This window comes from Acidovorax delafieldii, assembly GCF_007993815.1.
GTDB classification, from domain to species: domain Bacteria; phylum Pseudomonadota; class Gammaproteobacteria; order Burkholderiales; family Burkholderiaceae_C; genus Acidovorax; species Acidovorax delafieldii.
Map to the genome: position 1 here is coordinate 51688 of NZ_VJWE01000012.1, position 13568 is coordinate 65255.

12 protein-coding genes are annotated in these 13568 nt (G+C 65.5%); 2 read left to right on the top strand and 10 right to left on the bottom strand.

All coding sequences use genetic code 11. The features are described 5' to 3' along the window. The first annotated feature begins 11 nt into the window (after nt 1-11). Entirely contained in the window at nt 12-278 is a 267-nt protein-coding gene (locus ATF69_RS09585) for a hypothetical protein (protein WP_146870778.1), read from the top strand. Nucleotides 279-417: 139 nt separating this feature from the next. On the opposite strand, the gene ATF69_RS09590 is transcribed toward ATF69_RS09585, so the two are convergent. The 6 genes from ATF69_RS09590 to gabT all read right to left on the bottom strand — a co-directional run bounded on the left by ATF69_RS09590 (nt 418) and on the right by gabT (nt 7823). Then, nucleotides 418-1914 (bottom strand): NAD-dependent succinate-semialdehyde dehydrogenase, encoded by a 1497-nt coding sequence (locus ATF69_RS09590; protein ID WP_146870779.1) that lies wholly within the window; start codon nt 1912-1914, stop codon nt 418-420. Nucleotides 1915-2108: 194 nt separating this feature from the next. Continuing rightward, nucleotides 2109-2927, bottom strand: a complete 819-nt coding sequence (locus tag ATF69_RS09595; RefSeq protein ID WP_108499256.1) for an ABC transporter permease — start codon at nt 2925-2927, stop codon at nt 2109-2111. Between the two features lie 31 nt (nt 2928-2958). After that, nucleotides 2959-4203: an ABC transporter permease gene (locus ATF69_RS09600; protein ID WP_146871094.1), complete on the bottom strand. Its 1245-nt coding sequence runs from the start codon at nt 4201-4203 to the stop codon at nt 2959-2961. Between the two features lie 101 nt (nt 4204-4304). Continuing rightward, complete coding sequence (locus ATF69_RS09605; protein ID WP_146870780.1) at nt 4305-5339, bottom strand: ABC transporter substrate-binding protein; 1035 nt, start codon at nt 5337-5339, stop codon at nt 4305-4307. 51 nt (nt 5340-5390) lie between these two features. Next, the gene (locus tag ATF69_RS09610; RefSeq protein ID WP_146870781.1) at nt 5391-6500 is read right to left on the bottom strand and encodes an ABC transporter ATP-binding protein; all 1110 of its coding nucleotides are present in this window, start codon (nt 6498-6500) and stop codon (nt 5391-5393) included. Between the two features lie 30 nt (nt 6501-6530). Further along, entirely contained in the window at nt 6531-7823 is a 1293-nt protein-coding gene (gene gabT, locus ATF69_RS09615; RefSeq protein ID WP_146871095.1) for a 4-aminobutyrate--2-oxoglutarate transaminase, read from the bottom strand. Nucleotides 7824-8024: 201 nt separating this feature from the next. Here gabT and ATF69_RS09620 point away from each other — a divergent pair, with 201 nt between their 5' ends. Beyond that, nucleotides 8025-9461 carry an aminotransferase-like domain-containing protein gene (locus ATF69_RS09620; protein WP_146870782.1) on the top strand — a complete coding sequence of 479 codons (1437 nt, stop codon included), beginning with the start codon at nt 8025-8027 and terminating at the stop codon, nt 9459-9461. A gap of 278 nt (nt 9462-9739) precedes the next feature. Here the strand turns inward: ATF69_RS09620 and ATF69_RS09625 are convergent, their stop codons facing one another. The 4 genes from ATF69_RS09625 to ATF69_RS09640 all read right to left on the bottom strand — a co-directional run bounded on the left by ATF69_RS09625 (nt 9740) and on the right by ATF69_RS09640 (nt 13498). Then, nucleotides 9740-10414, bottom strand: a complete 675-nt coding sequence (locus tag ATF69_RS09625) for a GntR family transcriptional regulator (RefSeq protein ID WP_056744569.1) — start codon at nt 10412-10414, stop codon at nt 9740-9742. Between the two features lie 67 nt (nt 10415-10481). Continuing rightward, a complete protein-coding gene (locus tag ATF69_RS09630; protein ID WP_146870783.1) occupies nt 10482-11501 on the bottom strand; it encodes a TRAP transporter substrate-binding protein in 1020 nt (339 codons plus the stop codon). A 58-nt stretch (nt 11502-11559) separates the two neighbouring features. Further along, nucleotides 11560-12825, bottom strand: a complete 1266-nt coding sequence (locus ATF69_RS09635) for a TRAP transporter large permease (protein WP_146870784.1) — start codon at nt 12823-12825, stop codon at nt 11560-11562. A 37-nt stretch (nt 12826-12862) separates the two neighbouring features. Then, nucleotides 12863-13498, bottom strand: coding sequence for a TRAP transporter small permease (locus tag ATF69_RS09640; RefSeq protein ID WP_146870785.1), 636 nt, complete (start codon nt 13496-13498; stop codon nt 12863-12865). Nucleotides 13499-13568 lie beyond the last annotated feature (70 nt).

The window sequence follows — 13568 nt, forward strand, 5'->3', positions numbered from 1 at the left end:
CTGCGGGCCGCATGGACGCGCACATGAAACCGATGACTCTGACGGCTTGGCTCTGGCGGGCGGTGCTGGCCGCAGGTGTGGCTGGCTGCGCCTACACACCCCCCGCGCCGTTCGTTGTTGTTGGCAACGGGAAGTCGGTATCCATCAACTGGGAAAATTCAACGCTGGGCCCTGACGGAGCCCTCAATGCGGCCGAAAAACACTGCGCGCGATATGGCCTGGGGGCAGAACTGTTGGCCCAGGTCAGTCGCTTTGAAGTGATCTACCGCTGCGTGTAAGCCCCTCGCTGCAGACTCGCAATCCAACTGCGCTTTCAGACATTTTGGGCTCGAAGCGCTAGAAATATCTGCCTGTAAAGCTATAAAAATAATAGCTATTCACCGGCAGAGCGAAGCGACAGCCCCCCGGGGCATCCGCTCACTGGCCGCTCTGGATGTCGCCCAGGCACAGGTATTTGATCTCCACATAGTCGTCCATGCCGTAGTGCGAGCCTTCGCGGCCCAGGCCCGACTGCTTGACGCCGCCAAAGGGTACGTGCTCTGTGGCCAGAATGCCCACGTTGGCACCGACCATGCCGTATTCCAGCGCCTCGGTCACGCGGAAGATGCGACCCACGTCGCGGCTGTAGAAGTAGCTGGCCAGGCCGAACTCGGTGTTGTTGGCTGCGTCGATGGCTTCCTGCTCGGTCTTGAACTTGAACACGGGCGCAAACGGGCCAAAGGTTTCTTCGCGGGCACACAGCATGTCGGCCGATGCATTGGCCACCACCGTGGGCTCGAAGAACTGCCCGGAGCCCAGGCTCTTGAGCCGCTGGCCGCCAGCCACCACCTGTCCGCCCTTGGCCAGCGCGTCGTCCACGTGGCGCTGCACCTTGGCCAGAGCCGCTTCCTCGATCAGCGGGCCCTGGTTCACTCCGGCTTCAAAGCCATTGCCTACCTTGGCCGTCTTGACCTTGGCGGCGAACTTGGCCACGAACTCGTCGTACACGCCTTCCTGCACGTAAAAGCGGTTGGTGCATACGCAGGTCTGGCCCGCGTTGCGGTACTTGCTGGCAAAGGCGCCTTCCACGGCGCTGTCGATGTCGGCATCGTCAAACACCAGGAAGGGCGCATTGCCGCCCAGCTCCAGCGACATCTTCTTGACCGTGGGGGCCGACTGCGCCATCAGGATGCGGCCCACTTCGGTGCTCCCCGTGAAGCTGATGTGGCGCACAACGTCGCTTGCGCACAGCACCTTGCCGATGGCAATGGAGTTGTCGCTGTCCGCGGGCAGGATGTTGAACACACCGGCCGGAATGCCCGCGCGGATGGCCAGCTCGGCGGCGGCCAGGGCGGTGAGTGGTGTCAGCTCGGCCGGCTTGATGACCACGGGGCAGCCCGCAGCCAGCGCAGGCGCGACCTTGCGGGTGATCATGGCCAGCGGGAAGTTCCATGGCGTGATGGCCGCGCACACGCCGATGGGTTGCTTGAGCACCAGCAGGCGCCGGTTGTTGTCAAACTGGGGCAGGGTCTCGCCGTTGACGCGCTTGGCCTCTTCGGCAAACCATTCCACAAAGCTCGCGCCGTAGGCGACCTCGCCCTTGGCTTCTGGCAGGGGCTTGCCCTGTTCGGCGGTCATGATGCGGCCCAGGTCGTCCTGATTGGCCATGAGCAGGTCAAACCACTTGCGCAGGATGATGCTGCGCTCCTTGGCGGTCTTGGTCTTCCAAGGGCCCCAGGCGGCGTTGGCGGCGGCAATGGCGGCCTCGGCATCCTGCGGGCCCAGATTGGCCACGTCGGCCAGCTTCAGTCCCGTGGCTGGGTCGTTCACGTCAAAGCGGCTGCTGCCCGCCACCCACTGGCCGTTGATGAGGCCGTCAGTCTTGAGCAGCGTGGGGTCGTTCAGCAGTGTGAGGGGAGATGTCTTCATGTCCATGGGAATACTTCCGGGAGAGGTGACGAAACAGAGGGCGAGCAGAAAAGAGAAGGGGAGCAGAGCGGGTAGCCAACGACCCGCGTACATCTAGCCAAAGGCTAGCATGGGCGGGGCTGCGCCATGCGTCGCCAAAGTGGCACGGGCAACAGGGGCATGGGTGTGGATGCGTGCATGGTTGAACACGGCTTGCGCCGTCATGCGCGCCGGCCCCGCAGCCACTCCAGCGCCAGCAAGAGGCTGGTGGTGAAGAGGATGAGCAGTGTGGCCACGGCGGCAATGGTGGGCGAAATGTTCTCGCGGATGCCATTGAACATCTGGCGCGGCAGCGTGGACTGGTCGGCCCCGGCCAGGAAGAGGGTGACCACCACTTCGTCAAAGGAGGTGGCAAACGCAAACAGCGCGCCGGAGATCACGCCCGGCGCAATCACCGGCAGCGTGACGCGGAAGAAAGTGTTGAGCGGTGTCTCACCCAGGCTCAGCGAGGCGCGCACCAGGTTGTGGTTGAAGCCCGCCAGCGTGGCCAGCACGGTGGTCAGCACAAAGGGTGCGCCCAGGGCTGCGTGCACGATGATGAGGCCGAAGTAGCTGTCGGCCAGGCCCAGCGGCGCGAAGTACAGGTAGGTGGCCACGCCCACCACGATGATGGGCACCACCATGGGGGCAATCAGGATGGCCATGAGCAGTCCCTTGAACCGAAAGTCCGCCCGCGACAGGCCCACGGCGGCCAGGGTGCCCAGCACAGTGGCAATCAGCGTGGCTGCGGGCGCCACGATGAAGCTGTTGCGCGTGGCACGGGCCCATTCGGCCGACTCGAACAGGTTGCGGTACCACTTGAGCGACCAGCCGTGGATGGGGTAGGCGAGGAAAGAGCTTTCGGAGAACGACAGCGGCACCATCACCAGGATGGGGGCCAGCAGGAACACCAGCACGGACACGCACAGCGCGCGCACGGCCCACCAGCCGAGCTTGTCGGCCAACGTGGCGTACAGGGGGAATTGGGGCAGGCGAAACATGGGCAGCGACTTTCAGCTTTGGAGGGAGTGATCAGCCCAGACTCAATTCTGCTTTGCCAATGCGGCGGTACACGCCGTACAGCAGCAGCGTGGCAGCCAGCAGCAGGGCACCCAGCGCGCAGGCCATGCCCCAGTTCACTTCCACATTGGTGTAGCGGGCGATGTAGTAGCTCAGCATCTGGTCATCGGCCCCGCCCAGCAGCGCGGGCGTGACGTAGTAGCCAATGGCCAGGATGAACACCAGCAGGGCACCCGCGCCAATGCCGGGGTAGGTTTGCGGCACATACACCCGAAAGAACGCGGCAATGGGCGAGCTGCCCAGCGACACCGCCGCACGCAAGTAGGTGGGCGGCACGCTTTTCATCACGCTGTATAGCGGCAGGATCATGAACGGCAGCAGGATGTGCACCATGGCAATCACCACGCCCGTGCGGTTGAACAGCAGCGCCAGCGGCTGTTCGATCACGCCCAGGCCCATCAGGCCCCGGTTGACCAGGCCTTCGGATTGCAGCAGCACGATCCAAGCGGCCACACGCACCAGGATCGAGGTCCAGAAAGGCACCAACACCAGGATCATCAGCACGTTGGCCGAACGCGCAGGCAATGAGGCCAGCCACCAGGCCAGCGGGTAGCCCACCAGCAGGCACACCAGTGTGACCACCAGGCTGATGTGGAACGTGCGCAGCAGGATGCCGCCGAAGGCGCGCTGCTCCTCGGGCATGCGCTCGACCTGGCCCAGTGCGTCGCGCTGCAGGTCCACCGATGCAAGCAGGTAGTCGGGCGTCCAGCGGGCGCCGTTCTTGGCAATGGCGCGCCAGAAGGGAGTCTCGCCCCAGCGGGGGTCGGCGCCCAGCAGGCGCTCCCTGATGGCGTCGGCAGAACCTTCAAAAGGCAGGTCGCGGTAGGCCCCCATCACCATGGAGCGTGCGCCCGGCACCTCGGAGTTGAGCCGGCGCGCCAGGGCTCCAGCGTCCGAACGGTCGGGCAGGCGGGCTAGATCGCCCACCAGCGCGGCGTAGGCCGCCGCCGGTGGTGCGTCGCGCCGGTCCCAGCCGTCAAGGGCACGCATGGTGCCGGGCAGTGCGTTGGCCACTTCGGGGTTCTCCACCGCGCGCTGCAGCAGCGCGGCAATGGGCACCAGCAGCGTGAGCAGCAGAAACACCAGCAAGGGCAGCGTGAGGCTGAACGCCCGCCATTTGCGCCGCACTTCGGCGCGTGCCAAGGCTTTGCGCAGCGCGCCGGGGGCGTGGCTGTCCTGTGCGCGGTGCGGGGCCATATCAGGGGCGTTCATGGCGATCACGCCGGAGTGGGCTTGCATGGTGGTGGGCTCTGTCTGCTGCTGGTGTGGGCTCATGGCTCAGGCGGGCGGGCGCAGGCTTACTGCGTGGCCCAGGCGGCAAAGCGCTTTTCCAGCGCCTCGCCCTGGTCGGCCCAGAAGCCCACGCTGAACTGCAGGGCCTCCTTGGCGTTGGTGGCCGAGGTGGGCAGGTCGTCCAGCACCTTCTTGTCCAGCGACGCCAGGGCCTTGGTGTTGGCCGGACCATAGGCAATGTTCTGTGCATAGGCGGCTTGCTGTGGGGTCTGCATCGTGAAGGCGATGAACTTCACAGCAGCATCCTTGTTGGGTGTGCCCTTGGGAATGGCCCAGTAGTCCAGGTCGTAGATGCCGCCGGGCCAGTAGATCTTGAGGTTGCGGCCTTCGCGGTTGGCGGCGTCGATGCGGCCGTTGAACACCGTGGTCAGGGTCACATCGCCTGCGACCAGGAACTGGGGCGCCTGGGCACCGGCCTCCCACCACTGGATGTTGGGCTTGAGTTCGCTCAGCTTCTTGAACGCGCGGTCGGCGCCGTCCTTGGTGGCCAGCACCTTGTACACGTCGGCGGGCTTCACGCCATCGGCCAGCAGCGCAAATTCGAGGTTGTAGCGCGCGCCCTTGCGCATGCCGCGCTTGCCCGGGATCTTCTTGGTGTCCCAGAAGTCAGCCCAGCTGGTGGGTGGGGTCTTGAGCTTGTCGCCGTTGTAGGCCATGACGGTGGACCACACAAAGATGCCCACGGCGCACTCGTTCACCGCAGCGGGCAGCAGGTCGGCCTTGGGCACGATCTTGCTGTAGTCCAGCTTTTCGTACAGGCCTTCATCGCAGCCGCGCGCGGCGTCGGGCGATTCGACCTCGACCACGTCCCAGGTCACCTTCTTGGCCTCGACCATGGCCTTGACCTTGGCCTGCTCGCCGTTGTACTCCACGGCCACGATCTTGTTGCCTGCCTTTTCGTAGGGCTCGTAGAAGGCCTTCTTTTGTGCATTGGCGTTGGCACCGCCGAAGTTGACGACGGTGAGTTGCTGCTGCGCCAGGCTGGGCAGGGCCAGGCAGGCAGACAGGGCAGCGCAGGCGATCAGGCTCTTGTTTTTCATGGTGCGGTTTCCTAGGGTTGAGGGAAGGGGACGGGGAACAAAAAATGCGGTTCAGTGAACGGTGGTCGGGGCGTAGATGCGCACGGACTCCGTGGGGAACTCCAGCAGCACCGCATCGCCAGGTTCGGGGTGCGGGTTGGCGTCGGCGCGGGTCAGCGGCAGCTTGACGGTGGCCTGCGCCTGGCCGGCGCCGATGTCGCACATCAGGCGCAGGTGGTCGCCGTAATAGATGGCACGGGCCACCGTGGCGCGCAGGGCGGGGGCCTGGGGCGTGGCGCTGGCGGCATGCAGCGCAATGCGCTCGGGGCGGATGCAGGCCTCGGCCGGGGCGCCGGGTGCCAGGTGGTTCACATTGAGGCCGGGCAGGCGCTGGCCGTCAGGCAACTGCAGTGCCCACGCCGTACCACTGCCTTGCAGCGTACCGGTGATGACCGTGCTGTCGCCCACAAAACCCGCCACAAAGCGGTTGGACGGGGTCTCGTACAGTGACTCCACATCGGCCAACTGCTGAATGACACCTTCGTTGAACACCGCCACGCGGTCGCTCATGGTGAGGGCTTCGCCCTGGTCATGGGTCACGTACACAAAGGTCACACCCAGCTGGCGGTGCAGCTCTTTCAGCTCGATCTGCATGTGCTCGCGCAGCTGCTTGTCCAGTGCGCCCAGGGGCTCGTCCATCAGCACCAGCTGGGGGTTGAACACCAGGGCGCGGGCCAGCGCCACGCGCTGCTGCTGGCCGCCCGACAGGCGTGCGGGCAGGCGGTCGGCCATGCCCGACAGGCGGACCATGTCCAGCGCCTTCTTCACGCGTTCGGCCTGCTCGGCCTTGGGCACCTTGCGCACGGTGAGCGGGTAGGCCACGTTCTGCCCCACGGTGAGGTGGGGGAACAGCGCGTAGTTCTGGAACACCATGCCAAAGTTACGCTTGTGCGGCGGCGTGCGCGTGATCTGCTTGCCATCGAGCAGGATGTCGCCCGCGGTGGGCGACTCGAAGCCGGCCAGCATCATCAGCGTGGTGGTCTTGCCAGAGCCCGAAGGCCCCAGCAGGCTCAGGAACTCGCCGCGCTGGATGTCCAGGTCCAGCGCACGCACCACAAGCTGTTCGCCGTCGTAGGTTTTTTGCACGCCGCTGAAGCGGACCAGGGGTTCTGCGTGGTTCATGGTGGTGGGGGCAATCAAGGGAGAAGGGATTCAGCCCACAGCCGCGAAGCTGTCGGCCAGGATGGCCAGGCCTTCGTGCAGCAGTTCGTCCGATGCCGTCAGGGGCACCAGGATGCGGATCACGTTGCCGTAGGTGCCGCAGGACAGCAGGATGAGCCCGCGCCGCGCGGCTTCGGCCACGACCTTTTTGGTCAATGCGGCGTCGGGGCGGTGTACATCGCCGTTTTCAAACAGCTCGATCGCCACCATGGCACCCAGGCCGCGCACGTCGCCGATGGCGGGTACTTTGGCGGCCATTGCTTTCAGGGCACTGACCAGCAGCGCGCCCATGTCCTGGCTACGGGCCAGCAGGTTTTCCTGCTCGAACGCATCGATCACCGCCAGGGCTGCCGCGCAGGCCACCGGGCTGCCCGCATAGGTGCCGCCCAGGCCGCCAGCTGCAGGCGCGTCGATGATGTCAGCGCGGCCCACCACGCCCGACAGGGGGAAGCCGCCCGCCAGCGACTTGGCGGCGGTGATGAGGTCGGGGGCCACCGGCCATTGTTCGCAGGCGAACCACGTGCCCGTGCGGCCCGCGCCGGTCTGCACTTCGTCGGCAATCAGCAGGATGCCGTACCGGTCTGCGAGGGCCTTGAGGCCGGTGATGAACTCGGGCGGGGCCACATAGAAGCCGCCTTCGCCCTGCACGGGCTCGACGATGAAGGCGGCCACGCGCTCGGGCTCGATGTCGTTCTTGAAGATCAGCTCCACCGAATGCAGGGCCTGCTCCACGCTCACACCATGCAGTGCGTTGGGGAACAGCGCGCGGTAGGTCTCACCCGGGAACGGACCAAAACCCACCTTGTACGGAACGACCTTGCCGGTGAGGCCCAGCGTGAGGTTGGTCCGGCCGTGGTAGCCGCCCGTGAAGGCGATCACGCCAGGGCGCTTGGTGTAGGCGCGGGCGATCTTGATGGCGTTTTCCACGGCCTCGGCGCCGGTGGTGAGCAGCAGGCTCTTTTTGGCAAACGCGCCGGGGGCCAGCGTGTTCAGGCGCTCGCACACTTCCACGTACGGTTCGTACGCCACCACCTGAAAGCAGGTGTGGGTGTACAGGTCCAGCTGGGCCTTGACGGCGGCGATCACGCCAGCGTGCAGGTGGCCGGTGTTGAGCACCGCGATGCCACCGGCAAAGTCGATGAAGCGGCGGCCCTCCACATCCCACAGCTCAGCGTTGCGGGCCTTGTGGATGAAGAGTTCATGGGCCTGGCCCACGCCCCGGGCCACGGCGGCGTGGCGGCGGGTGAGGAGGGCGGCGTTGGTGAAATGGCGGTCTTGCTGCATGGTGTGGGCGGTGGCTGTGAAGGACAAAAAGGGAATGAAAACCAGGAATGGGGCGAATTCTGGAATCCACGCCACGGCCCGTCCATGTACAGCGCAGCGCTGTTTGGCGCGCACTGTGCAGGTCTAGAATCCTGTACAGGCAATCCCTGATTTGGTGTGCGCCAACCCAGTGCACAATTCGCCCCCTTTTTTGCTCCCCTGATGCTCACTCTCAGCCCCGACCTCCAGACACCTCTGGTCAGCCAGATCGTCGATGGTCTGCGGGGGCTCATCGCAGGGCAGGTGCTCAAACCCGGCAGCAAACTCCCGTCCATCCGCGCTTTTGCCGCTGCGCACGGCGTGAGCGTGTTCACCGTGGTCGAGGCCTACGACCGCCTGGTGGCGCAGGGCTGGCTGGTGTCGCGGGCCAACGCAGGCTTTTTTGTGAAGCGGCGGGGCGACGAGGGCGCTGCGCCCGGCACTGGTGCGCCCGAGCGGGCCGTGCCCCGCTTTGATGCGCGCTGGTACCTCAAACAAATTTTTGAAAACCGCAACCTGCCCATGAAACCGGGCTGCGGCTGGCTGCCGCACGACTGGCTGTTTGGCGATGCGGTCAAACGCAGCATGCGCCAGCTGTCGTCCGACGGGCCCGAGCTGGACGGCTATGGCCTGCCGCACGGCCACATGGCGCTGCGCATGGTGGTGGCCGAGTCGCTGGCCGAGCACCATCTGGCGGTGGACGCCGACCAGGTGCTGCTCACGCAGGGCTCCAGCCAGGCGCTGGACCTGGTGGCGCGTCGTCTCGTCAAGCCTGGCGATGTGGTGCTGGTGGACGACCCCGGCTATCCCAACCTGCTGTTCATGTTGCGCTTTGCGGGAGCGCAAGTGGTGGGTGTGCCGCGCACCGCCACCGGCTACGACCTGCCCGCACTGGAGACTCTGCTGGCCGAGCGCCAGCCCACGGTGTTCTTCACGCAGCCGCGCCTGCAAAGCCCCACCTGCTCGGTGGCATCGGTGGCGCACCTGCACCGGCTGCTGCAATTGGCCGAGCAGCACAACTTCATGCTGGTGGAGAACGACATCTACGCCGACATGGACCCCGGTGTGCGTCCCTCGCTGGCCAGCCTGGACCAGCTCAACCGCGTGATCTACCTGGGCAGCTTCTCCAAGACGATTTCGCCCAACCTGCGCACCGGCTTTCTGGCTGCGCGGCGTGACCTGCTCGACGAGCTGGTGCAGCTCAAGATGATCTCGGGCCTGACCTCGTCAGAGATCACCGAGCGCATCACGTTTGGTGTGGTGACGGATGGGCGTTGGCGCAAGCACCTCAAGTCGCTGCGCGAACGCCTGGCCGAGGCGCACCGCACGGTGGGGCGGCGCTTGCTGAACCTGGGGTTCGAGCTGTTCCACGAGCCCGAGGCGGGCATGTACCTGTGGGCCCGGCACCCCGACCTGCCCGACAGTGCCGAGCTGTCGAAAGAGGCCACCGGTGCGGGCATCATGCTCGGGCCGGGTCAGCTGTTTCTGGTGGAGCCCCGGCCTACGGGCTGGCTGCGGTTTAACGTGGCGTTCAGCCAGGACGAGCGGATGTGGCGCTTTCTGGAGCAGCGCATCGAGATGGGCCAGCAGGTGGCGGAACAGGGCAGTTCCCTGGCCTGAGTACGCGGTTTGAAGCGTTTTGGGGCGGGTGCGCTAGTGCAATATGCCTGGATTGCTATCAAATAGATAGTGATTGACGCAGCTGCCCGTGGCCCCGGGGGGGGCTGCTCCATAGGGACCCTCTGCACGAATCACCGCGTCGTGTGCATCAGCGGGCTCGGGCGGTCTGCAGCGTTGCAAATACTCGCAATAGCTACGGCTATTGCTGCGTTTTGCGCCTTGCAGCCCCTCCCGCTCCGCTGCGCTCACTTGGCCAGCGAGATTCGTGCAGAGGGTCCCTAGCGGTCGATGATGCGCCGCGCAAAGCGCTCCAGGTACTCCATCAGCTGCTCCGCGCCCGCCACGGCCTGGGCCTCGTCGCCACTGGCAATGCCCTGCGCCAGTTGCATGTGCGCGCGGGCACCCTCTGACACCTCGCCTTCGTGCTGGTAGGCGTACCAGAAGCGGCGGCACTGCACGATGAGCGGTTGCACGCATTTGACGGCCGAGTGGTTCTGGCTGGCCTGGTGGGTGACGAGGTCCAGCTCATGGTCGGCCAGCATGTAGTCGTCGAGGTGGCCGCGCGCTGCGGCCTGCACCATGTTTTCCGCACACCGCACGATGGCCTGGCGCTGCGGCGCGGTGGCGCGGCGTGCGGCGTTGGAGGCCAGCAGGCGCTCCAGCACGCGGCGGGTCTGGATCACGTCCAGGTGGTCGGCCAGGTCGATGTGCGACACCAGCAGCCCGCGCCGGGGCTGCTGCACGATGAGCCCGATGGACACCATGCGCAGCAGCGCCTCGCGCACCGGTGTGCGGCCCAGGCCCGTGCTCTCGGCGATCTCGGCCTCCACCACGGGGCTGCCGGGCTGCAGCTGCAACGTGGAGATCATGGTCTCGATGGCGTCGTAGGCCACGTCCGCCGCGCGCCGCTTGGGCGCGGGGTCTTGCTGGGGGGAGGGGCGGCGGAGTGTCATCGGGCGTGAAGGACGTTGCGGGAGGCCGCATCTTATGGGATGCGGCCCCGGTGACGCTTGCGGACTGTCAGAGGCTTGCGCCCGCCTTGCGCAGCTCGGCAATCTGCGGCGCCTTGGGCAGCCACAGCTTGTCGAACTCCTGGATGATGCCGTCGGGGTTGAACGACGATGCCGTCTTGAAGGCGATGGACGTGCCCTTGAACTTCTCGATCAGCCCGGCCTCGGTGGTCACGATGTCATTGATCTGCGCATCCAGCGACTGGGCCACCAGCTTGCGGATGATGTCCTTGTCCTTGGCATCCAGCCCTTGCCAGATGCGGCCGGAGACCAGCGGCGCGAACGGCATGAACAGGGCGTTCATCTGCAGCAGGGCCTTGGCCACCTTGTCGAAGCGCTGGTTCCAGGAGAACTCGATGTCCGCCTCCAGCCCATCCACCTGGCCGTTGCTCATGGCGTCGAACACCTGGGGCGTGGGGATGGGCGTGGGGGCGGCGCCCAGCATTTGATAAAAGTCGCGGTACACGGGCGTGGGGTTGATGCGCAGCTTCATGCCCTTGATGTCGGTGGGCACGTTGATGTCCTTGGTGGAGAACACGGCGCGCATGCCGGTAATGCCCCAGCCCAGGCCAATGGTGCCGGTTTCGCGCGGCAGCACTTCGAGCAGCTTGGTGGCAGAGGGGTGTTTGACGAGTTTGGCCACGGCAGGCGTGGAGCGCACCAGGTAGGGCGCATTGATGGCCGCGATGCTGGCCACGCGCGAGCCCAGCTCGGCGGCCTGGATCCAGCCCATGTCGAGCGCGCCGGACTGCAGCTGCTGCATCATCGCCGCCTCGTTGCCCAGCTGGCCCGAGTGGAAGACCGTGACGCTCAGTCGGCCATCGGTTTCCTTCTTGAGTGCCTCGCCAAACTGCAGCGCGGCGCGGTTCCAGGAGTGGCCCGCAGGCGTGATCAGCCCCAGGCGAAACTCCTTGGCATCGGCTGCACGTACCAGCGCTGGAAAGCCCAGCCCCGTGACGGTGGCAGCGGCCACGGCGTGGCGCTGGATGAAATGGCGGCGGGTGACAGTGTGGGCGGGCGTGGTCGTCATGGTGAACTCCGTGTGAAAGAACCTTGGGAGGGGGACGGGGGATCTGTTGCTCGACGGGCTACTTGAGCAAACCGAGCGACAGGCTGGGGAACAGCGACAACATCACCAGCGCCACGCAGCTGATGATGAAAAACGGCAGCGTGACGATGAACATCTTTCCGGGCTTGGCCCCGGTGACGGCCGACGCGACAAAGAAGCTCAGGCCCACGGGCGGAGTCATCAGCCCCAGCACCAGGTTGACGACGATCACCACACCAAAGTGGCGCGGGTCAATGTGATAGACCTCGGTGGCAATCGGCAGCAGGATGGGCGCGGTCATGATGAGACCGGGGATGCCGTCGATCACCGTGCCGATGACCAGCAGGATCACGTTGGTGATCAGCAAGAAGGTGACCGGATCGTGTGCCACGGTCTGCACCCAGGCGGCCACCATCTGCGGCACCTTGCCGTAGATCAGCAACCACGAGAACACGGCCGCCGCCGCCACCAGAAACAGCACGATGGCCGAGTAAATGGCTGAGCGCAGCAGGATGGCGGGCATCGCGTTGAAGCGGAACTCCTTGGTCACGTACCGACCCACCAGCGCCGACACCAGCGCACCCACGGCGGCAGATTCGGTCGGGTTGGCCAGGCCACTCAGGATGGAGCCCACGATGATGATGGGGATCAGCAGCGTGGGGCTGGCCTGCACCACGGTGCGCGCGCGCTGGGCCAGCGTGCGCTTTTCGCTGCGCGGGTAGTTGTAGACAAAGCCCATGAGCGCGATCACGACAAAGAACAGCACGGTGAGCAGCACGCCGGGCAGGATGCCGGCAATCAGCATGTCGCCCACGGCCACCTGGGCCAGCACGCTGTAGACCACAAACATCACCGAGGGCGGGATGATGGGCCCGAGCATGCCGCCGTACACCGTGAGGCCCGCCGCAAAGGTCTTGTCGTAGCCCTGCTTTTCCATCTCGGGCACCATGACCTGCGACATGATGGCCACCTGCGCGGTGGCCGAGCCGATGATGGATGACACCAGCATGTTGGCCAGGATGTTCACGTAGGCCAGCCCCCCTTTGACGGAGCCGATGAAGGCCATGGACAGGTCCACCAGCCGCCGCGTGATGCCGCCGCTGTTCATGATCTCGCCGATCAGGATGAACAGCGGGATGGCGATGAGGCCATAGCTGTCCACCCCGCCGAACATCTGCATGGGGAACGACTGGAACAGCACCGGGCTGCCGATGCTGAGGATGTACACCGCGCCTGACAGGCACAGGCACACGCCGATGGGCACACCCACCATCAAGGCGGCGAGGAAGAACAGGGTGGTGATCATGGTCGGGCTCTGATGGGTTTTGCGGGCGTAGGGGCGCTCAGTTCACGGCGTCGGCGTTGACTACGTCGAAGCCCGCGTGCTGCACACGCTCTGCGGCGCCCATGTCTTCGAACAGGTTGGCCAGTGCATGCACGCTGAAGGTGGCCGAGAAAATCGGCAGGATGAGTTGCAGCACCCAGGTGGGCCAGTTCAGCGTCTGGGTGCGCTCGGTGTAGATGAAGTTGAAGCTCTCGGCGGCAAACTCCTTGGCGTCAAAGCCGTAGCGCGCAATACCGATGGGGTCCATCCACACCCAGCACATCACCAGCATGGCCAGGCCAAACAGCAGCACGCCGGAGGTGGCCACCACCTTGAATGCCTTGGCGCCCCGCGCGCCGAGGTGGTCGGTCAGCATGGTCACGGCAAAGTCCATACGTAGCCGCGTCATGACCGAGGCGCCCACAAAGGTCAGCCAGACCACCGTGTAGACAGCCGCCTCGTCCACCCAGTAGATGGGCATGCCGGTGTAGCGCGTGACCACGTTGAGCAGGATCAGCAGCACCAGCAACGTCATGAGGGCGGTGAGCAGATGCCGCTCCATGCGCAGAACCTGCGTGGACAGCACCAGCACCCAGCGGACGGGAGCGCGCGGCGCCGGAGATTGCGGGGCGGGTGGACTGTTGGGCGTGGGCATGATGGGGTTCCTGGGGAGGAGGGCGCAGCGATGAAAGAAAAGCCTGGTGCTTTTTAATATCTAACAAATA

What these genes read in the sequence shown, in the direction of transcription:
- ATF69_RS09595 (WP_108499256.1), bottom strand. Translation starts at nt 2,927, where the DNA reads ATGTTTCGCCTGCCCCAATTCCCCCTGTACGCCACGTTGGCCGACAAG.
- ATF69_RS09605 (WP_146870780.1), bottom strand. Translation starts at nt 5,339, where the DNA reads ATGAAAAACAAGAGCCTGATCGCCTGCGCTGCCCTGTCTGCCTGCCTG.
- ATF69_RS09600 (WP_146871094.1), bottom strand. Translation starts at nt 4,203, where the DNA reads ATGGCCCCGCACCGCGCACAGGACAGCCACGCCCCCGGCGCGCTGCGC.
- ATF69_RS09625 (WP_056744569.1), bottom strand. Translation starts at nt 10,414, where the DNA reads ATGACACTCCGCCGCCCCTCCCCCCAGCAAGACCCCGCGCCCAAGCGG.
- ATF69_RS09620 (WP_146870782.1), top strand. Translation starts at nt 8,025, where the DNA reads ATGCTCACTCTCAGCCCCGACCTCCAGACACCTCTGGTCAGCCAGATC.
- ATF69_RS09640 (WP_146870785.1), bottom strand. Translation starts at nt 13,498, where the DNA reads ATGCCCACGCCCAACAGTCCACCCGCCCCGCAATCTCCGGCGCCGCGC.
- ATF69_RS09610 (WP_146870781.1), bottom strand. Translation starts at nt 6,500, where the DNA reads ATGAACCACGCAGAACCCCTGGTCCGCTTCAGCGGCGTGCAAAAAACC.
- ATF69_RS09630 (WP_146870783.1), bottom strand. Translation starts at nt 11,501, where the DNA reads ATGACGACCACGCCCGCCCACACTGTCACCCGCCGCCATTTCATCCAG.
- ATF69_RS09590 (WP_146870779.1), bottom strand. Translation starts at nt 1,914, where the DNA reads ATGGACATGAAGACATCTCCCCTCACACTGCTGAACGACCCCACGCTG.
- ATF69_RS09585 (WP_146870778.1), top strand. Translation starts at nt 12, where the DNA reads ATGGACGCGCACATGAAACCGATGACTCTGACGGCTTGGCTCTGGCGG.
- gabT (WP_146871095.1), bottom strand. Translation starts at nt 7,823, where the DNA reads ATGCAGCAAGACCGCCATTTCACCAACGCCGCCCTCCTCACCCGCCGC.
- ATF69_RS09635 (WP_146870784.1), bottom strand. Translation starts at nt 12,825, where the DNA reads ATGATCACCACCCTGTTCTTCCTCGCCGCCTTGATGGTGGGTGTGCCC.